Genomic DNA, 20,445 nt, shown 5'->3' on the forward strand with positions numbered 1-20,445 from the left:
CCGGATCAGGGCTGCGGGACGACCGGCGGGGTGGAGCCCGTCCAGCTGTAGAGGTAGTTGCCGTTGGCGGACTTCTGCTGGTTGACGACCATGCACTGGGTGCTGTCGTCCGCGGCGTTCTGCGAGTCGGTCTGCGGCGGCAGGCCCGCGGACTTGGCCGGCGCGCTCGTGAAGGCCGTGCCGGTGGTCCAGTCGGTGCCGATCACCAGCGTGAGGTGGGTCGCCGAGGACGAGGCGGTCAGTGCCGCCGGTGACAGGCCGAACGCGGCCGCGACAGCCTGGGCCTGTGCCTGGTCCGCCGCCGGATAGGTCAGCCTGGTCGGAGCCGCTGGGGGGTTTTTGAAGTCCAGGGTCGCGTGTGTGAAGCCCTTCGCGACCAGGAACTCGGTGAGGGCCTTGCCGCGGCCGTTGACGCCGCTGGCGTTCTGCACGGAGACCTGGACAGCGGCCTTGTCCACGGGGGTCGGACTGGCGGCGGCGCTCGCCGGGGCGCTGGGGGTCGGACTGCCGGTCGTCGGACTGCCGGTCGTCGTGCTGCCGTGCTTGTCGAACGGGATGTCGTTTCGCAACTGCGCGAATATCTGCTGGGCCTCGGGCTTCAGCTCGACGGGGAGATTGAGCGGGTTGGATGGGTTCGTCCCGTACTGCCAGGGGATGGTCACCGTGGTGATCCGGTTGGTGGGGACCTTGTTGAACTCTAGTGCGAGGCTGGACAGTGCGGTCACCGTGCCCAGCTTGTCGTCGACCTGCAGCGCCTTGGTGGCGGCCTGCGCGAGGTTGTTCATCTCGCTGACGTTGGTGAGCGTCCCGAGGCTCTTCATCTGGCGGATCATCGAGTTGATGTAGAGGTGCTGCGCGTGGGTGCGGCCGATGTCGCTGCCGTCCTCCCAGGCGTGCCGGGTACGCAGCCACTCCAGCGCCTGCTCCCCCTGGATCTTGCGGGTTCCGGCCGGGTAGAGCAGGTGCGAGCCGATCTCGTGACGGACCCCGCTCGCGTCGTAACTCACCTGGTAGTCCATCACGTTCTGTTTGGTGCAGACCTGGACGCCGCCGATGGCATCGGCCATGTTCACCACACCGGAGAAGTCGATCATCATGTAGTGGTCGATGCTGATGCCGGTGAGCTTCTGCCAGGTGTCCACCACGCAGGCCGGGCCACCGTAGTTGAGACTGTCGGTGATGGCCTCGTGGCGGTTGTTGTGCCCTTGGCAGTCCGCCAGGTCGACCACGGTGTCACGGGGGATGCTCGTGATGGAGGCGTTGCTGCGGTCGGCCGAGAGGTGGACCAGCATCTCCACGTCGGCATGCGGAGGGCTGTTGTCGCAGGAGCCGCCGAGCTTGCAGTCGGCCGCGGTACTACGGCCGTCCGAGCCGATCAGGAGGATGTTGAGCGGGGTCTGCCCCTGCTGGTTCGGCACGACCGCGGCGACCGTGGCCTTGGGGTCGGCGTGGAGGTTGCCGGTGCGAATGTTGCTGTTGAGTTCCTGGATGTAGAGGTAGCCGCCGCCGGCTACCGCCACCAGGGTCACGCCCATCGTGACGGACGTGTACTTGAGTATTCGTTTGCCGCGGCCTGCCTTCTTGCGACGCGATTTCCCCGCCTTTCGGGCGGCTGCCCGACCGCCGGTGCCGCGGGGTGATTCTCCACCTGCGGGTGCGTATGTCTGGTTGGTGCCGCCGGAACGGTCGTCTTCATACATCAAGGACAATTCACCCCTGCGCGAGTCTCCAGAGTCGGCGCCACCCCCGAGGCGTAACCCGGCGGCTGGCGTCTCCCCTGCGGCCGCTGCTAGGGGACTATATCGATTCGAGATCCCCGATTCACCTCGTGTTGTCCGAGAGAAAGGAATGAGAAGCCGAAGTCGACATGTCACCCGGCGGGGAATTCCGCTGAATCCAATTGTTGGCGAACTGGAAAGAAACGGACAGTTCCGGCGCGTTTCGTCACCAGGAGTACGCGGGGTTCACCTTTGCGCATTTGCTCTGGTCGCCGCTCTGTTGCGCCGCGGTCGTCGGAACCGCCCCCGCGGCCGGGGTGACCACGACCGGGAAGCTGCTGCCGCTGGGCCAGTCCGAGCCGACGACGAGGAGCGGCTGCGAGGCTGAGTCGGACTCGTGCAGGGCGCTCGACGGCAGGCGCAGGGCGCCGGCGACGGCCTCGGCGACAGGCCGGTCGGCGGGAGCGTAGCTCAGCGTCGTGGCGTGCCGGTGGCCGAGTGCGTTGAGGCCGTTGCGGGTACGGGGGAATCCGAGGGCGCGCAGCGCCGCCGTCAGGGTCGTCGCCCGCCCGGGGATGTCGCTGCCGTTCTGCACCGTGAGGCGGGCCTCGGCCGGGGAGCCGGAGCCCGTCGGTGAGGGCGCCGCCGTCGGCGAGGCGGGCGGCGCGGACGGGGACGTGGACGGTGCCGGCGGGGCCGCCGCACCGTGGGCGTCCAGCGGGACGTCGCCCCGCACCATCGAGAACAGCCGGTCCGCGTCCCCCGGCATGGGGATGACCCAGGCCTTGGGGTTCCTCGGATCCGCCGCGTACGGCATGGTCACCGTGGTCAGCCGCTCCGGCTGGATGTTCTTCAACTGGTCGGCGAGACGGGCCAGTCTGGTGACGCTGTCGAGGCTGTCGTCGACGGTCAGCGCCCTGGTCGCGGCGTTCGCGAGGGCGAGGACCTTGGCGGGGTCGGCCAGGGTGCCGCCGGAGCGCAGCCGCCGCAGCAACGAGGTGAGGTACATGTGCTGGGTCTGTGTGCGGTACAGGTCGCTGCCGTCCCCGAATCCGTGCCGGGTGCGCAGCCACTCCAGCGCCTCGACGCCCTTGACCACGTGCTCGCCCTTGGTCAGCCGCAGGTGCGAGAACGGGTCGCTGACGTTGCCTGTGGTGCAGACCGGCACGCCGCCCACGGCGTCCGCCATGCTGACCACGCCGCCGAAGTCGACCATCATGTAGTGGTCGATGTGAATCCCCGTCAACTGGTGCCAGGTGTAGACGGTGCAGCCGGGGCCGCCGTGCGACAGGCTGTCGGTGATCTGTTCGTGCGGCGCTTCGGGATAGGCCTGGCCGGTCGCCGGGTCGGTGCAGGACGGGATGTCGACCATGGTGTCGCGCGGGATGCTGATCAGCGAGGCGTTGCTGCGGTCCGCCGAGACATGGAGCAGCATCTCCACGTCCGCGTGCGCCGGGCCGCCCACGGAGGAGCGGGAACCGCCGAGAGCCAGGTCGGTGGCGGTGTCGCGGGTGTCCGAGCCGATCAGCAGGATGTTCAGCGGGGCGTGTCCCGCCGAGTCCACGGAGACGCTGCCCTGGTCGCCGAAGCTCAGCGCGCCGTGCCTGATGTTGCTGTTCAGGTACTGCACATAGCCCCAGCCGCAGAGCACGCAGAGCAGCACCAGGACGCCGCAGATCAGGGCCAGGCGCCGGGTGCGGCGGCGCGGGAGCCCGCGGTCCTCGCGCCGCTGCTCGGTGCGGGGCCGGGACTGCTGAGACGGGGTCCTGCGACGGCGGGGGCTGGCGTGGTTGCTGGTCATCGGCGGTGCCTGCCTTCATGCTCTCGGGCGTCTGCCCGGAGCGCGCCGGGCTACTGGCTGCCGCAACCGGCCTTTCCGGTGCCGCCGGCGGCGTTCGCCGGGCCGGAGGGGGCTGCGGGGGAGGGGGCCGCGAACGGCTTGCCTATGCCGTGGAAGTCCTGACCCAGCGTCAGCACCATGGGATCGCGCAGGCCGCTGCCTTTGCCGTCGCCGTGCAGCGCGGTGGCGGGCAGGCCCATCGCGGCGGCGAGAGTGCGGGCCTGGTCGACGTGGTCCGGCGCGTAGACGAGCGTGGTGGCGGCGAGGGTGGCGGGGGCCGGGCCGCCGTTGCTGGTCCGCAGGAAGTGCTCGGTGTTCTGCATCCAGCTGAGTACCGACTCGGCCTGGCCGAAGGTGCCGCTGCCGTTGAGCACGGTCACCCTGACGTCGATCGCCGCCGCCTTCGCGCCGTTCAGGAAGGCGCCGGAGACGGCGGGTTCGGGGCGGGGCCCGGTGACGGTCGGGGAGTTGGACGACTGCGCGGTGCAACTCGGCGCGCTGCGCGGGGCGGCGGCTGCGGGGCCTCCGGCGGCGCTGCTGCTACCGCCCCTGAGCAGGACGTAGCCGCCGATCCCGGCTGCGGCGACGAGGAAGCAGGCCACCCCGGCGATCATCGGCCCGCTGTGCACGCGGCTGCGCCGCGCGCTGCCGCGCCGCCTGGCCGCCCGGCCTCCTGCGGGCTGCCGCGCGGGGGCGGCGACTTGGGGTGAGGGCGAGGTGGTACCAGCGGTGGCGGAGGCGGGACCGGTCGGGCGCTGCGGCTCGCCGGGCAGCCGCATCCGGTACTCGCCCGTGCCCGGATCCAGGACCCACAGGTCGGCGGCGTCGACACCGCCGAGGCCGCCGGGTTCGGCGCCCGTCCCGCGTCCCCTCTGCACCTCTAGCTCCGCTCTGCCCAGGAGTGTCCGCCCCGAGTCGGCCACACTAGCCGGTCACTCCCCGAGGGTGACGCGGAGCCCGGAGAAGAGGGTCAGGAAGAGGTGCAGATGTCCTGGTTTGCGGTACGTCCGGTGAAGGTGGGGAGGGTACTTGAGGGTGAGGGGACGGCGGATGTGGAGGGGGCGCCCTGGGCGGCGTCGGCGGCGGCCTGAGCCGTGGCGGCAGCGGACGGCGAACCGGACGCCGAGCCGCTGGGCGAACCAGCGGGCGATCCGGAGGGCCCGCTGGTCGTCAGCCGTACCGGCAGATCGTTCCGGATCTGGGCGAACAGCTGGTCGGCCTCGGGCTGGCGGAACTGGTCCCGATTGGAGTCGTTGACGTACGGCTCCCGGGGCGCAGTCAGCAGCACCAACTGCTCCGAGGGCATGTTCCGGAGGCTGGTCGCCAGGTCGTACAGCTTGCTGACGGTGTTCAACCCGGGGTCCACGGTGATCGAGGAGGTGACCGCGTTCAGCAGCGGGAACAGCCGCACCGGGTTGAACAGCACACCGCTGCTCTCGGCCTGCTGCACGAGGGAGGAGAGGAACTGCTGCTGCCGACCCATCCGCTCGGTGTCACTGCCGTCGCCGATGGTCTCGCGGACCCGGACGAAGCCCAGGGCCTGGGTGCCGTTTATGGTCTGCCGGCCCGCCGGCAGGTACAGCTGCGCGTTCTTGTCCGCAACCGGCTTCGCCAGGCAGATCTTCACGCCGCCGACGGCGTCGACCATCGTCTTGAAGCCGTTGAAGTCCACCACCATGAAGTGGTCTATCCGGATGCCGGTGAGGTTTTCGACGGTGCGGATCGTGCAGGCCGTTCCACCGTAGGAGTAGGCCCAGTTGAACTGGGCGAACATGGCGTTGGTGTGGTTGCCGTCCGGGAGTTCGCAGGCGGGGATGTGCACCATGGCGTCGCGCGGGATGCTCATCGCGACAGCGCTCTTACGGTCCTTGGACAGGTGCAGCACGATGGTGGTGTCCGAGCGGGCGCCACCGTTGGGGTCGCCGTAGGAGCTGTTGGCCCCGGCCCGGCTGTCGGAGCCGATGAGGAGGATGTTCTCGGCGTTGTAGGCGATCGGCGCGACCGTCGGGCGGTCCTTGACGGGGCCGAGCAGCCTGGGCGTGGTGGTGTCGGTGTGGATGTTGTGGTTGAGCTTCTGGTACCCGAGCCAGAGAGTCACCGAAACGGCGATCAGCACCAGACCCAGGCCCAGTGCGAACCAGCGCAGTAGGTGCAGGCGGCGCCGCGGGCGTGGAGCGCCCGCGTCCGCCGAGGCGTCGCCGGCGGAGGTCGCGTTGCTGGACTCGCCGGTGGAGGTCTCGCTACTGGACTCGACGCTGGAGAAACGATTCTTCTCGGGAGGGACTTCGCTGTTGGGAGGGGCCTCGCCGTTGCCGCTCATGCCTGGAACCGTCCCCGCGAGTTTCGTGCCATGGCTGTCGCCGGATCCACGGCTGCGCTGCCGGAGGCCGGGAAGACCTGTTCAAGAACCAGACGCTTGAACGGCGGCTGAAGTTGCACGCGTGTTCGACGAACATGGCGGCGCGGGTGACGGAGTGACGGAGTGACAGGTGCGGTCGCCCGCCGGTCCAGCGGTCAGCTGATCCGGCGGGTCACCCGCTCCGAAGCCATCCGCTGCTCCAGCAGTTCGTCCGCGAGCTTCTCGCTGTTGCGGCACAGCACGACCGAGGCCCCGGCGGCGATCGGCGCCAGCAGCCCCCCGCCGAGCCCCGCCCAGTCGTCGAACGACAACGTGCTCAGCACCCGGTCGGTGGGACCGAGCTCCAGCCGCTCCGCCTGCTCAGTGGCCAGCGACACCGCCTGCGCCCCCGTCAGCTGCTCCCCGTCGATCACCAGCGCGGGGCGGTCCGGGTCCACCGGCGCGTACGGCACGAACCGGTCGCCCTGCGCCGGGACCTCCGCCGCGTAGTCCAGAAACCCGGCCGGCAGCTGCGGGAATCGGCCGCCCAGCGGACGCAGCGCGAGCGCCACCCGCTCGCCCGGGCAGGCGAGGGCCGCCTCCAAGGTGTCCGGACCGCTGACGACCAGCGACGCCTCGGCCGGGTCACCCCCCGGACACACCGTCAGACCGACCGACCAGCAGGCGAAAAGCCAGATCGCGGTCTGCCAGTGTGCGGGCAGCAGCAACGCGGCCCGGTCGTCGGGAGCGGCGGCGAGATCGTCCTGCAAGAGGTTGGCGGTCTTCGCCACCCAGTTGTCGAACGTCTTGACGGAGAGTTCGACTCTCTCGCCCGTCGCGTCGTCGTAGTAGGTGATCAGCGGGCGAGCAGGGTCGGTCGCAAGGGCGGAGCGCAGCAGATCGGCGGGGGTCGCTGCGCCGCTGAGGGGTGTCTGGCTCATGGTGTCGACCAGCCTATGCCCTGGCGCATGCAAGGTCGTGCACCAGTACGGCACCCGAGGCGTCGGCTTCGCCTCGCACCCTCGGCGCTCACTCGCTCAGAAGCCGGGCGAGAAGCTCGTCGGGGAGCTGCTTCCCGCCCATCCTGACCCAGGTCCCGTCCGGGAACGCGATGTCCACACCCTTGCCGGGACGGCGTGGCGCGCCCGCGCGCAGAGTCAGCTGGTCCCGCGAGTACTCCCCGGCGACCTTCTGCTGGGCGAGCGGAGTGTCGTAGCGGGTGCCCAGAGCGATCACCCTGCGGTCCGTGACCACGAAGAACACCCTCCGCAACGGATAGGAGGCTCTGGTAGCCGCGATCACGAACTGGCCTGCGGCCCCTTTCCATCCGCCGCTGAGGGGTTTCGTGCCGGGAAGGAGTCCGAGTACCCGTTTGATCGGCTGGACGTCGGATGACTCGAAGCCGCTGATGGCGGAGAGGAAATCGAGGAAGCGTCGAAAGCCCTTCTCCGTCGAGAGATGGCGCTCCGGCGCGTTCTTCACCAACCACCCGAAGTCGGTCCGTACGATGCCGCGGATGTTCTCTTCGGGCTCGAGCAGCAGCGGGAGATGGGGGCCGTGCTCGTCGAGCTCCTGCTGCCACAACTCCTGCACGGTGGCGGGTTCAGGGCGTGTCGACACGTCAGTGCTCTCCTGCAGGTTTGGGGACAGGGTTGGCGAAAGTGGTGAGGGCGTCGAGCTTGTCACGCAGCGAGGAGGTACTGGAGTCCGGGAGTCGGTAGGGGGCGGGTGTCGGCGTCCCGGTTCCGGTCGCGCCGTCGATGGCGCGCGCTGTCACGGCGAGCCCGCCATCGCCGGTCAGCTGATCCTTCGCGCCCGCGCCGATGTCCTTGGCGATCCCGGACTTTCCGACTGCGGTGGGAAGTCCAGTCAGGCCGCCCAGGGCGGTGCCGGCGGTAGCGGTCACGATCTTGTTGCCGATCTTGAAGGTGCGGTAAGCGCTCCAGGAGTACTCGGCGTCCTTCCCGACCTTGAATATGCTGCCTGCCGTCCGGAAGCCCTTCGTCAACTCCTGCGCGGCCTTGAAGCTCCCGTACGTCGCTTTGAATCCCTTGGCAGCTTTGACCGCCTCACCCGCGGCCTTCAGGTCCTTCAGCATCTTCTGCAGGTCCTCGAGCACCTTTCCCAGTGTCGTGCAGACCTTGGTGGCACGTTCGATGAACACAGCCGCCTCCGCCGTGGCGGCGGCGGCCCCGACGAAGGTGGCGAGGCCCAGAGTGAAGATGTCCGCGACGGCGGTGGCGGCGAGGTCCATCAGGTACCACTCGATCGCCTCACGGATGATCATGACGATCATGTCCTCGGCGAGCTGGCACTCCTGACCTGCGTTGTTCAGGATCTCCGCGGTCTGGGACATGTCCTGGGCCATCGACTCCAGCTGCTGGAACAGGTTGCCCATGAACGTACCGAATGCCCCGGACGCCTGGCCGTCCCACTGCGGCTGCAGGGCGCGGCCCCCCGACTGCAACTGGCCGCAGATGTCCCGGGTCGTCTTGGCCTGATCCAGCCAGACGGCCCCGGCCGCGTGCAGCTCCTCGGGCCTTCCGGTGACCATGTCGAGGAGATCCTGCAGGCCGGTGATCTTGAGGAACTCCCGTACACCGCTGTCGATCAGGCCGTCGACCGCTCCGGACTCCATCTTGTGGATGTCGGGAAGCTGGACGGGCAGTGTGAACAGCGGAGTGTTGATCCAGTTGTAGGCCGCGACGGCCTCGTCGCCTATTCCCCCGGCCACGTCAGTTCGCCGCCCGGTTCGCGGCTATCGAGCCCAGAGCGTGGACGTGCTCCTCCTCGACGGCCTGGTACTCGTCTGCGACCGCCGCCAGCGCCTGGCCGATGCCGGAGAGGATCTCCGCCATGTCCATCGTGTTCTGCGTCTCCGCCTCCGCGTGAGCGGTGTACTGCCCGTGCATGGAACCCGAGTTCGGCAGCTGGCCGAAGGCGTCAGCCGACACCGAGACCCCACTGATCGCGGCGTTGACCTGCTGCATTCGTTCTGCCTGCGTCTCCAGGAGTTGCGCGTAGCCGCGCAGCGCCTCTGGGTGGACGACGAAACCTGCACCCATGGAATTCCCCCGTCAATCGGCCTTCACCGGCGACCGCACGCTATCAAAGTGGCCCCTGCGCCCCGCGGGACGCCCGTACCCTTGCTCGGGTGGACGAGGGAAGAGTGGCGGTACCCGCGGTGCTCGCGGTGCCGGCGCAGCGCGCGGCGGACGCTGCCCGCACCCGCGAGTGGAAGCCGCTCGGGGCGCTCGACGTGGGATCGACGCTGGGGGTCCTGCGACACGGCTCACGCGATCCGTCCTACCGGGCGACGCCCGACGGCGCGCTGTGGCGCGCCTCGCGGACGCCCGGCGGCGTCGGCACCCTGCGGGTGCTGGTGCGGCCCGCCGACGCGCTGGTCAGCGCGCAGGCGTGGGGCCCCGGCGCGGAGTGGCTGCTGGACCGTCTGCCCTCGCTGCTCGGCGCGGACGACGACCCGTCGGGCTTCGACTCCTCGACCCACCCGCTGCTGCGCGAGGCCCACCGCCGCAACCCCGGCCTGCGCCTCGGCCGCACCGGGCTGGTCATGGAGGCACTGGTCCCTGCGGTCCTCGAGCAGAAGGTCACCGTCGACGAGGCCCACAGCGCCTGGCACCGGCTGCTGCACCGCTTCGGCACGGAGGCGCCCGGACCCGCGCCCGGACGGATGCGGGTCGCGCCCTCCGCCAGGGACTGGGCCATGATCCCCTCCTGGGAGTGGCACCGGGCAGGTGTCGACAGCAAGCGCTCCGGCACCGTCGTACGGGCGGCCCGGCTCGCGGCCCGCCTCGAACGCGCCTCGGTGCTGCCCTCCGCCGAGGCGGCCGCGCTGCTCACCACCGTCCCCGGGATCGGCGTCTGGACCGCCGCGGAGACCATGCAGCGCAGCAACGGCGATCCGGACGCCGTGTCCGTCGGGGACCTGCACCTGCCCAACACGGTCGGCTGGGCCCTGGCCGGTCGCGAACGCACCGACGACGCCGGGATGTTGGAACTGCTGGAGCCCTACCGGGGCCATCGGCACCGGGTCTGCAGACTGCTCCGGATGGTCTCCATGCGTGCGCCGCGCCACGCCCCGCGCTACTCGCCCCGCGACTTCCGCGCGATCTGACGAGGGCCCGGCCGTCACTGCTGACCCGGTCCCATCGCGCCTCAGCTGTCAGCGCACATCGGTTCACCGGCGGTCAGTTCACCGCACCTCGATGAACGCCTCCGCGTCGCGCGGCGCCCGCTCCGGCGCCGGCGCGGCGGGATGCCCGACCGCGACCGCACCCATCGGGTCCCAGCCCTCCGGCAGCGCCAGCACCTCGCGCACCGTGTCCCGGCAGAACATCGTGGACGACACCCACGCCGTGCCCAGCCCTTCCCCCGACAGCGTGACCAGCAGGTTCTCCACCGCCGCGCCCATCGCCACCACGAACATCTCCCGCTCCGCGGCCGCCCGCCGCGCGTCCGGATAGTCGTGCGAGCCTTCCATCAGCAGGCACGGCACCACCAGGTACGGCGCGTTGCGCAGCACGTCGCCGCGCCGGACCCGGGTACTGACCTGCGTGTCCGTCCAGCCGTCCAGTGTCCGCAGGTCCTCGTTCCAGGCCGCCAGCATCGCGTCCAGCAGCCGGGTCCGGGTCTCCGCGGACTCCACCAGGACGAAGCGCCAGGGCGTGGTGTGGTGCGGCGCGGGCGCGGTGATCGCGGCCGCGACCGCCCGGCGCACGGCAGTGCCGTCGACCGGTTCGTCGGTGAACCGCCGTACCGTCCGCCGCCCGGTGACCGCCTCGCGAATCGCCTCCGAGGTGCCCAGCCGGAACATGTCCTCGGTGGCGCTGCGGATCATCGGCCGGACTCCCGCGCCGTCCTCCTCCGTCACCAGATGGCCGAGGCCGCGCAGCACGGCGACCGGCATGCCGGACGTCTTGCCCTTCACCAGGTCCGCCGCCGCCGCCAACTCGTCGGCCGTCGCGGTGACGGTCATCGCCAGCTCGTTGCCGTGCGAGTCCGTCCGTCCCCGGTGGTCCTCCAGCGCGTCCAGCCCTGCCGCACCGATCGCCACGTCCGTCAGACCGTTGCGCCAGGGCCGCCCGAAGGTGTCCGTGATCACCACGGCGATCCGCGCGCCGGTCAGCCCGCCCAGCCGTTTGCGCAGCGCGCGGGCGGAGGCGTCCGGGTCCTCGGGCAGCAGCAGCACGGTTCCCGGCGGGGTGTTGGACGCGTCGACCCCGGCCGCGGCCATGATCAGGCCCTGCCGGTTCTCCACGATCCGGGTCCGCCCGCGCCGGGCGACGACGCGTACGGTCTCGGCGTCTATGGCCGCCTCGCGGTCGTCCGCCAGGACGATCCGGCCTTCGGCCTTGCTCACGATCTTCGACGTGATCAGCAGGATGTCGCCGTCCTGTAGGCCGTGCCGCAGGCTGCCGCCAAGGGCGGCGAGCAGCAGCTCGCCCAGGTCGTCCCCTGCGGCGATCTCCGGCAGCCCGGTGACCCCCCGTACCGAGAACTCGCTCACGCCCGCCGCACCGCCTCGGCGAAGGCCAGCGCCTCCCGGGCCATCGCGGCGCTGGCGTCCACGTCCGTCATCCACAGCGGCACCGCCCGGCAGGGGACGCCCGCCGCCTCGACCTCGGCCACGGAGGCCGCGTCCGACTCGTCCACCAGCCAACCGTCCAGAAGTTCGCTGCCGTAGTGCTTCGCCACGGCAGCGGCGGTGGTCTCCACCCCCACCGCCTCCAGCACCTTGTCCGCCATTCCGCGCACCGGCGCGCCGCCGATGATCGGGGAGAGGCCGATCACCGGCGCCTTCGCCTCCACCACCGCGCGGCGGATCCCGGGCACCGAGAGGATCGTCCCGATGCTCACCACCGGGTTCGACGGCGGGAAGAGGATCACGTCGGCCTCGGCCAGGGCCTCCAGTACCCCCGGGGCGGGCTTAGCCTGCTCCGCGCCCACCGGGATGATCGCGTGCGCGGGAACCAAGGCATGGTGCTTCACCCAGTACTCCTGGAAGTGCACAGCCTTCCGCTCGCCCTCGATGTCCGTCAGCACGTGCGTCTCCACCCGGTCGTCCGACATCGGGACCAGCCGAACCCCGGGCTGCCAGCGGGCGCACAGGGCCTCGGTGACGGCGCTCAAGGGATAGCCCGCGCCCAGCATCTGGGTGCGCACGATGTGCGTCGCGAAATCCTTGTCGCCGAGGCCGAACCACTCGGGTCCGACCCCGTACTCCTTCATCTCGGCCTTGATCGAGAAGGACTCGTCGGCGCGCCCCCACCCCTGCTCCTCGTGGATGCCACCGCCCAACGTGTACATCACGGTGTCCAGGTCGGGGCACACCTTCAACCCGAAGAGGTGGATGTCGTCCCCGGTGTTCCCGATGACGGTGATGTCGGTGAGGCCGGCCCCGGGCCCGACCTCCTGCTTGAGGCCGCGCAGGAAGCGCGCGCCGCCGATTCCTCCGGCCAGTACCACGATGCGCATACCAGTCATCCTCGCAGGTGCCGCGGACAACCATGCCCTGCGGGGGGATCGGGCTCGCCGACCCGCTCCGACTCCCACCTCTTACGGACCCCTGACGGATCGTCCGCGACCCACTCGCCCGGCGCGCTATGCCCCTAACGTCCCGAGGTATGGACGTACTCCTCACCGGCGGAGCCGGATTCATCGGGTCGGCGGTCGCCGCCCGCGTCGCCGCGGCAGGCCACCACGTGCGCGTGCTGGACGCCCTGCTGCCGGCCGTGCACCCGGCGGGAACACCGCTGAACCTGCCTCCCGGCGTCGAGTTCATTCACGGCGACGTGCGTGACCGGGAGACCGTCGAGAAGGCGCTGCGCGGAGTGACCACCGTCTGCCACCAGGCGGCGATGGTCGGCCTCGGCCTCGACCTCGACGACGCGCCCGACTACGTCGGCTGCAACGACCTGGGCACCGCCGTGCTGCTGGCCGAGATGGCCAGGGCGAAGGTGTCCCGGCTCGTCCTGGCCGGCTCGATGGTCGTCTACGGGGAGGGCCGCTACCGCTGCCCCGAGCACGGGGAGGTCGCGCCGGGGCCGCGCCGCACGGTGGACCTGGACGCCGGGCGCTTCGAACCGCCCTGCCCGCGCTGCGGCGCACCGCTGGAACCCGGGCTGGTGGACGAGGACGCGGCACCGGACCCGCGCAACGTCTACGCGGCGAGCAAGCTCGCCCAGGAGCACCTGGCGTCGGCGTGGGCACGGGCCTGCGGTGGGCGGATGATCGCGCTGCGCTACCACAACGTCTACGGACCCGACATGCCCCGCGACACCCCCTATGCGGGGGTGGCGTCGATCTTCCGTTCCGCCCTGGCCAGGGGTGAGGCTCCACGGGTGTTCGAGGACGGCGGCCAGCGGCGCGACTTCGTGCACGTCGCGGACGTCGCCGAGGCCAACTTCGCAGCGCTGCGGGCACTTCCCGACCGGCCTCCGGGGGAGTCGCGCCGCTACAACGTCGGCAGCGGGGTGGTGCACACCGTCGGCGAGATGGCAGCGGCCCTCGCCACCGCGAACCACGGGCCCGAGCCCGTCGTCACCGGCGAGTACCGGCTGGGGGACGTCCGCCACATCACCGCGGACTCGCGCCGCCTGCGCGAGGAGCTGGGCTGGCGGCCGATCGTGCCCTTCTCCTCCGGGATGGCGGCCTTCGCACACGCCCCGCTGCGCGGGCAGTAGCGGGGGGCTCCCGTCCGGCAGGTCAGCCGGACGGGAGCCCCAGCAGCCGGAGTCCCGCCGCAGGAGTCCCTGCCGCACGCCGCGCGAGCCCCCGGGGGGACCTCGCCGCCGCGAGCCCTCCGGGGCGGGAGCCCCCGCAGCCTGAGTCCCGCCACAGGAGTTCCTGCCGCGCGCCGCGCGAGCCCCCGGGGGGACCTCGCCGCCGCGAGCCCCCCGGGGCGGGAGCCCCCGCAGCCTGAGTCCCGCCACAGGAGTTCCTGCCGCACGCCGCGCGAGCCCCCGGGGGGACCTCGCCGCCGCGAGCCCTCCGGGCGGGAGCCCCCGTCGCAGGAGTTCCGCCGCCCGAGTCCCTGCCACACGCCCGCGCGAGCCCTCCGCCGCGGGAGCCTGGCCGCTGCGAGCACCTGCCGCAGGGCGAGCCCCCGTACTGGGAGTCACGCGCCGGGCGTCAGGCCCACGGCATCGCGGCCGGCAGGGCGATCTCGAAGCAGCAGCCGCCGTGCACGTTGTGGACCGAGGCGTGCCCGGCGTGCGCCTCCACGATGCCGCGCACGATAGCGAGGCCGAGCCCCGCGCCCGTGTCCCCGTGGTGCTGCACCGCCCCGGCGGGAGCGGTCGCCGCCTTGCGCGGGGTCCGGGCGCTGCCGCCGCGCCAGCCGGTCTCGAAGACCCGGGCGAGGTCCTGCTCGTCGATGCCGCCGCAGCCGTCCGTGACGGACACCACGACCTCGGCCTCCTCCTGCCGCGCGGCGACCGCGACGGTCCCGTCCACCGGCGTCGACCGGATGGCGTTGATCAGCAGGTTGCCCAGCACTCGGGTGATCTCCCGGCTGTCCACCTCCACCGGAGCCGGCGCGATCCTGTCCCCGACCAGGTGCACCCCGCGCTCGCGGGCCAGCGGGTAGGCCCCGGCTATGGCGTCGCCGACCAGGTCGTAGACGGACACCCGGGAGAGGCTGAGAGTGAGCGCCCCGGCCTGGATACGTGACAGTTCGAAGAGGTCGTCGACCATGCCGGTCAGCCGGTCCACCTCGGTGCGGATCCGCGAGTGGTAGCGCTGCGGTTCGTCGGCGACGCCGTCCTCCAGCGCCTCGGCCATGGCCCGCAGCCCGGCCAGGGGGGTGCGCAGGTCGTGCGAGATCCAGGCGATCAGCTCGCGCCGGGAGCTCTCCAGCGCACGCTCGCGCTGCCGGGACTCCGCCAGGCGGGCGCTGGTCGCCGACAACTCGGCGCTGAGCTCGGAGAGCTCCGAGCTCAGCGGCCCGAGAGGGGCGGTGAAGCCGGCGTCGCTGCCCACCGTACGGGCGGCGCGGGTCAGCGCCCGGCTCCCCGCGACGACCTGGCGGCTGAGCAGCGCGGCGACGATCAGGGAGACCACGGAGCCCATGCAGGTCACGATGGTGACGACCTGGAAGTCGTGATGACCGGGGAGCATGGCCTCGGCGACGGCTATGGTGCTCGCGGCGACGGCGAGGACGGTCACGAAGACCACGGTGAACAGCGAGAGGGCCAGCGAGCGGCGGCGCAGCAGCAGGACCGCGGGCCAGCCGACCACCCCGGCGGCCGCCGCGCCCAGGGCGGCGTAACTGGCCATCAGCATCAGGTCGCTCATGCGCTTGCCGCCTCGTTCTCAGCGTTGGCGTCCGACACGGGGTCGAACCGGTAGCCGACGCCCCAGACGGTGGTGATCAGACAAGGCGCGGCCGGGTCGTCCTCGACCTTCTCGCGCAGCCTGCGGACGTGCACGGTCACGGTCGACATGTCGCCGAAGTCCCAGCCCCAGACCCGGTGCATCAGCTCCTCGCGCCCGAAGGCGGTGCCGGGGTGCTGGAGCAGGAACGCGAGCAGGTCGAACTCGCGCAGCGTGAGCGCGAGCTCGCGGCCTGCGCGGTGCGCCCGGCGGGCGCCGGGGTCGAGGACCAGGTCCCCGGCGCGCAGCAGCTCGGGGGAGGGCGGCGGCGTCGGGGCGGCGCTGCGGCGCAGCACCGACTGGATCCGCAGCACCAGCTCCCGGGGCGAGAAGGGCTTGGTGACGTAGTCGTCCGCGCCGAGCTCCAGGCCCAGGATGCGGTCGTGCTCGTCCCCCTTGGCGGTGAGCATGACCACCGGGACGCCGCGCCCGGCCGGGTCGGCGCGCAGCCGGCGGCAGACCTCGAGGCCGTCGATCTCGGGCAGCATCAGGTCGAGGACGAGCAGGTCGGGGCGGGTTCGGGCGACCCGCTCCAGGGCCGTTCGGCCGTCTGCGGCGCGCTCGACCGAGTATCCGGCGCGGAGCAGGTAGCGGGCGACGACCTCGGCGACGGTCGGGTCGTCGTCAACGACGAGGATGTGCCCGTCGGGGGAGTGCTGCGGAGGTGAGGAGGTCACACTCAGAGAGTAGAAGGCCGCAGCCTGGGAGGATCTGTTCCGGCGATACCCCGTAGGACTTCCGTAAGGAGCCCTTGGGGCATTTGTCCACCTTTCCGCTCGTACCTTGAGCGCCATGACGAATCCTCATGCACCGCACGCGGTGAATCGCGTGGATGTCGTGCTGCCCTGCCTCGACGAGGTCGAGGCGCTGCCCTATGTGCTCGATCGAATGCCGGACGGCTGTCGCGCCATCGTCGTGGACAACGGTTCGACCGACGGTTCCGCGGACCTCGCCCGCGAGCTGGGCGCCCTGGTGGTGCCCGAGCCCCGGCGCGGCTTCGGTGCGGCCTGCCACGCGGGACTGCTCGCGGCGACCGCCGAGTACGTCGCCTTCTGCGACTGCGACGCCTCGCTCGACCCGGCCGAGCTGCCCGCCCTGGTCGCCCTGGTCCGGGACGGCACGGCCGACCTGGTGCTGGGGCGCCGCCGCCCGACCGAGCGCGGTGCCTGGCCGCTGCACGCCCGGCTTGCCAACGCCGAGCTGGCCCGGCGGCTGCGCACCCGTACCGGCGCCCGGCTGCACGACCTGGGACCGATGCGGGTCGCGCGCCGCGAGCGCCTGCTCGGCCTCGGCCTCGGCGACCGCCGCTCCGGCTACCCGCTGGAGATGGTCCTCGCGGGCGCGGCTGCCGGGATGCGGATCGTGGAACGCGAGGTGGCGTACCGCCCCCGGGCCGGGCGGTCCAAGGTCACCGGCACGCTGCGGGGCGTCCGGCAGGCGGTCCAGGACATGCGCTTTCTGCTGGCCGCACCCGCCCCGACCCTGCTGGTGCTGGCCAAGGCCCCGGTTCCCGGGCGGGTGAAGACCCGGCTGACGCCAGCCTGCACCCCCGGGCAGGCCGCCGAGCTGGCGGAGGCGGCGCTGTCGGACACCCTGCGCACGCTGGGCCAGGTGCCGGCCGGGCGGCGGGTGCTGGTCCTGGACGGCCCTCCAGGGCGCTGGCTGCCGCCGGGCTGGGAGGTCGTGCCGCAGAGCGGGGGCGGTCTCGACGTACGGCTGGCGGCGGCGTTCGCCGCAGTAGCGGGCGACGCGCCGGCGCTGGTCGTCGGCATGGACACCCCGCAGCTGACCGCGCGCACGCTCGCCGAGCCGCTCGCCCCGGCGGCGCGGTCCGGCGTGGACGCCTGGTTCGGTCCCGCCTCCGACGGGGGCTTCTGGGCGCTGGGTCTGGCCCGGCCGCGCGCGGAGCTGGCGCGGCGGCTGCTGGTCGGCGTTCCCATGTCCACCTCGGTGACCGGCGCGGTGCTGCGTGAGCGCCTCGACCAGGCCGGCCTGCGGGTGGCCACGCTGCCGATGCTCACCGACGTCGACACCGTCGCCGAGGCGGCCGAGGTCGCCGCGCTCGCGCCGGACAGTCTCTTCGCCGCCTGCTGGCGGAACGTCAGTTCCCGTTCCCTCAGCGACACAGCCGTCCGTGCGGGAGCCGCCAGGTGACGACCGCCATCCTCGCCCCCGAGCGCGCCCCCTGGGTGGACGACCCCTTCGCCGAGGCCATGCGCACCGGGCGCGGCCCGCTGTGGCTGCGCCGCCCCGACGGACACCGCTACCCCCTGGACGTCGAACGCTGGTGCGCCCCACCGGACTCGGCCGACCGCACCCTACTGCTGCGCTGCCTGCGGCGCGGAGTCCCGACGATCGACCTCGGCTGCGGCCCGGGCCGCCTCGTCGCCGAACTCCAGTCGTACGGGCTGCCGGCTCTCGGCGTGGACATCACCCACGCCGCTGTCGCCCGCACCCGGGGCATCGGCGGCAGCGCCCTGTGCCGCTCGGTCTTCGACCCGCTCCCCGGCGAGGGTCGCTGGGGCACCGCGCTCCTGGCCGACGGCAACCTGGGCATCGGCGGCGACCCCGAGGCCCTGCTCCGCCGCGCCGCCGAACTCCTGGCCCCCAGCGGGGTGTTGCTCGTCGAGGTCGAACCGGCCGAGCTGGACGAGCGGGTCACCGTCACCGTCGAGGACGCCTGGGGCCGCTGCGGGCCGTCCTTCCCCTGGGCCAGGCTCGGCGCCGCAGCGACCGTCGGCATCGCCGGACACGTCGGCCTCGGCCCCAGCGACTCGTGGAGCGCCCGGGGCCGCCACTTCCTCGCCCTGCGGCGGATACGAGCGGCGAAATGAGGGCGGATACGAGCAGGTGCGGCAGTGCGGGGCCGCTCCTTACGGAAGTCGTACAGGGCCCCCTGATCGGCCCCACGACGACCCTGCCGATGCCAGGGTGACAGGGTGTCCACCACCCTCCGAGCCCCGCGCCGGGCCGTCCCCTCCTCCCCGGGGCCCGCCCGGCGCGGCGACGTCCGCGCCACCTGGCCGTGCGCCGTCGCCGTCGCCGCCCTCGTGGCCGCGCTGGCCTACACCTTCGTCGGCGGCGGCACCCTGGGCAATCTGGTCCCGCTGCACGTCTGGTACCTCGCCGACGGCGCACTGTTCGCGCTCGCCATCGTGCTGCTGCGCCGGGTACCCCCGCGCCGCACCGCCGCACTGGTCCTCGTCGGCAGTTTCGCGGTCGCCCTCACCGGCCTCCTCGCCCCGCCCCGGACCAGCGACGACGCCTACCGCTACCTGTGGGACGGCCATGTCCAGGCCGCGGGGATCTCCCCCTACGCCTACGCCCCCACCGACCCGCACCTGGCCGCGCTGCGCGCCCAGGAGCCCGCGCTGTTCCCCGTCACCGGTTCCTGCACCGGCTGGGACCTCCGCCGTTCCGGCGGCATCTGCACGCACGTCAACCGTCCGACCGTGCACACCATCTACCCGCCGGTCGCCGAGGTCTGGTTCCTCGGCCTGTACGAGGCCGGGCGGCTCACCGGCGGCCACGGGGTGCGTACCGCACAGGCCGGGGGAGCGCTCGTCGCGGTCCTGACCACGGGCGCGCTGCTGCTGGTTCTGCGCCGGACGCGCGCGCCGCTGCACCGGGCCGCGCTGTGGGGCTGGTGCCCGGGAGTGGCGCTCTGGGCCGTCAACGACGCCCATGTGGATGCGCTGGGGGCGCTGCTGATGGTGTGTGGGCTGGGCGTGCTCGGGTGCGCCCGCTGGGGGCCGGGCAACGGACGGGTACTGGGCCGGGTCCTGGGCGGAGTGCTGCTCGGTGCGGCGACAGCGACCAAGCTGATCCCCGTGCTCGCCCTGCCGGGAGCGGTGTCGGGCGCCCTCGCCCGGGGCCGCCGTCCGCGCCTGCGCGATCTCACGGTCCCCGCTGTGGCCGGGGTCACCTTCCTGCTCTGCTACGTCCCCTACGTCCTCGCCTCCGGCCTGGGCGTGATCGGCTACCTGCCGGGCTACCTCCAGGAGGAGGGCTACGACCAGGGCAGCCGGTTCGGCCTGCTGACGCTGCTGGGACTGCCGAGCCGGCTGCTGCCGGCCGTGGTCGCCGCGGTCCTGCTGGCCGCCGTGTTCCACGTCCTGCGCAACGGCGACCCGGACGCGCCCTGGCGCGGTTCACTGGTCGTCGTCGGCACCGCGTTGTTCCTCGCCGCTCCCGGCTACCCCTGGTACGCGCTGCTGGTGGTGGCCCTGGTCGCGCTGGAGGGGAGTTGGGAGTGGCTCGCCGTCCCGGCCGCCGGCGAGGTGATGATCGTGCTGGGCCGGGACCTCCAGCAGCAGGCGTACGCGGGGGCGCTCTGCCTGGTGATCGCGGGAATCGCGGTGCGACGGCTGGCGCGTACGGCGGACCTGGTCAGCGCTCCGCGCGCTGCGGCTGCCGGGCCCGTGCCGGTTGTCCCCAGCCCGGTCCGTACGGCGTCATCTCGGTGAGTCCGGGGAAGTAGACATGCAGGCTCACCGCGGGCTCCAGCGAGGTGTTGACGACCTCGTGCACGTAGCCGGGCGCGAAGACCCGCTGCCCGCCCTCCGTCAGCCGCCGTTCGGTCTCCCCGGCCCCGGTCAGCGAACGTTCCGTCAGCTCGCCGGCCAGGACGGTGAGCACGCCGGAGGCGCGTCCGTGGTCGTGGCGGCCGCTGCCCTGCCCGGGCAGCCAGCTGAGCAGCCACACCTCGTAGCCGGGCCCGGTCTCCAGCTGCCCGTACCAGCGGGTGAGCGCGTTGTAGCGCACCATCGGCTCCCAGCGCTCGCGGTCCGCGGCGACCCTGCGGGCGAGGGCGGCGAAGTCGCCGACGGTGGTGGGGTGGGCCAGCGGCCGGGGCGCGAGGTGGGGCCAGGCGAGCGGGTCACCCGCGATGCTGACGTCGCTGAGCCCGTCGGCCCAGGTTCGAGTGGCCCGGGCCCGGTCGGGGAGGGGTGAAGACATGAGAGCGAATGTCCTTGCTGGCGCCGTGAGCTGGGGGAGGGTGCTTCCCGAACGGTCGGAATCCCGGCGGGTGACCAGCCGGGAACGACCACAGGGCCCGACCGGGGTCAGGCCCTAGCTACAGCGGCAACAGAGCGCACTGGCGGCACGGCGGAGCTCGGCGACGAGGCTCTCGGGGTGCGTGCGGTGCTCTGACA

General features: G+C 72.3%; 18 protein-coding genes and 1 pseudogene. 6 read left to right on the forward strand and 13 right to left on the reverse strand.

What is annotated here, in order from left to right:
• Window positions 1-5 precede the first annotated feature (5 nt).
• The 8 genes from ABIA33_RS27175 to ABIA33_RS27210 form a co-directional block, all read right to left on the reverse strand.
• Window positions 6-1,535: an LCP family protein gene (locus tag ABIA33_RS27175; RefSeq protein WP_370085196.1), complete on the reverse strand. Its 1,530-nt coding sequence runs from the start codon at window positions 1,533-1,535 to the stop codon at window positions 6-8.
• Window positions 1,536-1,944: 409 nt separating this feature from the next.
• Window positions 1,945-3,519: an LCP family protein gene (locus tag ABIA33_RS27180; RefSeq protein WP_370085198.1), complete on the reverse strand. Its 1,575-nt coding sequence runs from the start codon at window positions 3,517-3,519 to the stop codon at window positions 1,945-1,947.
• Between the two features lie 50 nt (window positions 3,520-3,569).
• Window positions 3,570-4,436 carry a LytR C-terminal domain-containing protein gene (locus ABIA33_RS27185; RefSeq protein ID WP_370085199.1) on the reverse strand — a complete coding sequence of 289 codons (867 nt, stop codon included), beginning with the start codon at window positions 4,434-4,436 and terminating at the stop codon, window positions 3,570-3,572.
• 92 nt (window positions 4,437-4,528) lie between these two features.
• Window positions 4,529-5,878 carry an LCP family protein gene (locus ABIA33_RS27190; protein WP_370085200.1) on the reverse strand — a complete coding sequence of 450 codons (1,350 nt, stop codon included), beginning with the start codon at window positions 5,876-5,878 and terminating at the stop codon, window positions 4,529-4,531.
• A gap of 194 nt (window positions 5,879-6,072) precedes the next feature.
• Entirely contained in the window at window positions 6,073-6,837 is a 765-nt protein-coding gene (locus tag ABIA33_RS27195) for a TIGR03089 family protein (RefSeq protein ID WP_370085202.1), read from the reverse strand.
• Between the two features lie 88 nt (window positions 6,838-6,925).
• Window positions 6,926-7,516 (reverse strand): hypothetical protein, encoded by a 591-nt coding sequence (locus ABIA33_RS27200; RefSeq protein WP_370085203.1) that lies wholly within the window; start codon window positions 7,514-7,516, stop codon window positions 6,926-6,928.
• A 1-nt stretch (window position 7,517) separates the two neighbouring features.
• On the reverse strand, window positions 7,518-8,630 hold the full coding sequence (locus ABIA33_RS27205; protein ID WP_370085204.1) for a WXG100 family type VII secretion target: 1,113 nt from the start codon (window positions 8,628-8,630) through the stop codon (window positions 7,518-7,520).
• Between the two features lies 1 nt (window position 8,631).
• Complete coding sequence (locus ABIA33_RS27210; RefSeq protein WP_370085205.1) at window positions 8,632-8,961, reverse strand: type VII secretion target; 330 nt, start codon at window positions 8,959-8,961, stop codon at window positions 8,632-8,634.
• Window positions 8,962-9,050: 89 nt separating this feature from the next.
• Between ABIA33_RS27210 and ABIA33_RS27215 the strand changes: the two genes are divergently transcribed.
• Window positions 9,051-10,031, forward strand: coding sequence for a DNA-3-methyladenine glycosylase (locus ABIA33_RS27215; RefSeq protein WP_370085206.1), 981 nt, complete (start codon window positions 9,051-9,053; stop codon window positions 10,029-10,031).
• 78 nt (window positions 10,032-10,109) lie between these two features.
• Here the strand turns inward: ABIA33_RS27215 and ABIA33_RS27220 are convergent, their stop codons facing one another.
• Together ABIA33_RS27220 and cofD are read right to left on the reverse strand one after the other, a co-directional pair.
• Entirely contained in the window at window positions 10,110-11,423 is a 1,314-nt protein-coding gene (locus tag ABIA33_RS27220) for a coenzyme F420-0:L-glutamate ligase (protein ID WP_370085207.1), read from the reverse strand.
• Window positions 11,420-12,391 carry a 2-phospho-L-lactate transferase gene (gene cofD, locus ABIA33_RS27225; protein WP_370085208.1) on the reverse strand — a complete coding sequence of 324 codons (972 nt, stop codon included), beginning with the start codon at window positions 12,389-12,391 and terminating at the stop codon, window positions 11,420-11,422. Before cofD ends, ABIA33_RS27220 begins: the two co-directional genes overlap by 4 nt.
• Before the next feature lie 149 nt (window positions 12,392-12,540).
• On the opposite strand from cofD, the gene ABIA33_RS27230 reads away from it, so the two are divergent.
• A complete protein-coding gene (locus tag ABIA33_RS27230; RefSeq protein ID WP_370085209.1) occupies window positions 12,541-13,599 on the forward strand; it encodes an NAD-dependent epimerase/dehydratase family protein in 1,059 nt (352 codons plus the stop codon).
• Between the two features lie 448 nt (window positions 13,600-14,047).
• Here ABIA33_RS27230 and ABIA33_RS27235 read toward each other — a convergent pair whose 3' ends face one another.
• Together ABIA33_RS27235 and ABIA33_RS27240 are read right to left on the reverse strand one after the other, a co-directional pair.
• Window positions 14,048-15,211, reverse strand: a complete 1,164-nt coding sequence (locus tag ABIA33_RS27235; protein WP_370085210.1) for a sensor histidine kinase — start codon at window positions 15,209-15,211, stop codon at window positions 14,048-14,050.
• Window positions 15,208-15,966: a response regulator transcription factor gene (locus ABIA33_RS27240; protein WP_370085211.1), complete on the reverse strand. Its 759-nt coding sequence runs from the start codon at window positions 15,964-15,966 to the stop codon at window positions 15,208-15,210. Before ABIA33_RS27240 ends, ABIA33_RS27235 begins: the two co-directional genes overlap by 4 nt.
• A 115-nt stretch (window positions 15,967-16,081) precedes the next feature.
• Between ABIA33_RS27240 and ABIA33_RS27245 the strand changes: the two are divergent.
• The 4 genes and pseudogenes from ABIA33_RS27245 to ABIA33_RS27260 form a co-directional block, all read left to right on the forward strand.
• A pseudogene (locus tag ABIA33_RS27245) lies at window positions 16,082-16,804 on the forward strand (glycosyltransferase family 2 protein); the annotation flags it as partial.
• Between the two features lie 168 nt (window positions 16,805-16,972).
• The gene (locus ABIA33_RS27250; RefSeq protein ID WP_370085254.1) at window positions 16,973-17,443 is read left to right on the forward strand and encodes a DUF2064 domain-containing protein; all 471 of its coding nucleotides are present in this window, start codon (window positions 16,973-16,975) and stop codon (window positions 17,441-17,443) included.
• The gene (locus ABIA33_RS27255) at window positions 17,440-18,123 is read left to right on the forward strand and encodes a methyltransferase domain-containing protein (RefSeq protein ID WP_370085212.1); all 684 of its coding nucleotides are present in this window, start codon (window positions 17,440-17,442) and stop codon (window positions 18,121-18,123) included. Before ABIA33_RS27250 ends, ABIA33_RS27255 begins: the two co-directional genes overlap by 4 nt.
• A gap of 105 nt (window positions 18,124-18,228) precedes the next feature.
• Window positions 18,229-19,755 carry a hypothetical protein gene (locus ABIA33_RS27260; RefSeq protein ID WP_370085213.1) on the forward strand — a complete coding sequence of 509 codons (1,527 nt, stop codon included), beginning with the start codon at window positions 18,229-18,231 and terminating at the stop codon, window positions 19,753-19,755.
• Here the strand turns inward: ABIA33_RS27260 and ABIA33_RS27265 are convergent.
• On the reverse strand, window positions 19,679-20,248 hold the full coding sequence (locus ABIA33_RS27265) for a cysteine dioxygenase family protein (protein ID WP_370085218.1): 570 nt from the start codon (window positions 20,246-20,248) through the stop codon (window positions 19,679-19,681). The two genes, ABIA33_RS27260 and ABIA33_RS27265, sit on opposite strands and share 77 nt — an antisense overlap.
• Window positions 20,249-20,445: the final 197 nt, after the last annotated feature.

Source organism: Streptacidiphilus sp. MAP12-16 (assembly GCF_041262165.1).
GTDB lineage: Bacteria > Actinomycetota > Actinomycetes > Streptomycetales > Streptomycetaceae > Streptacidiphilus.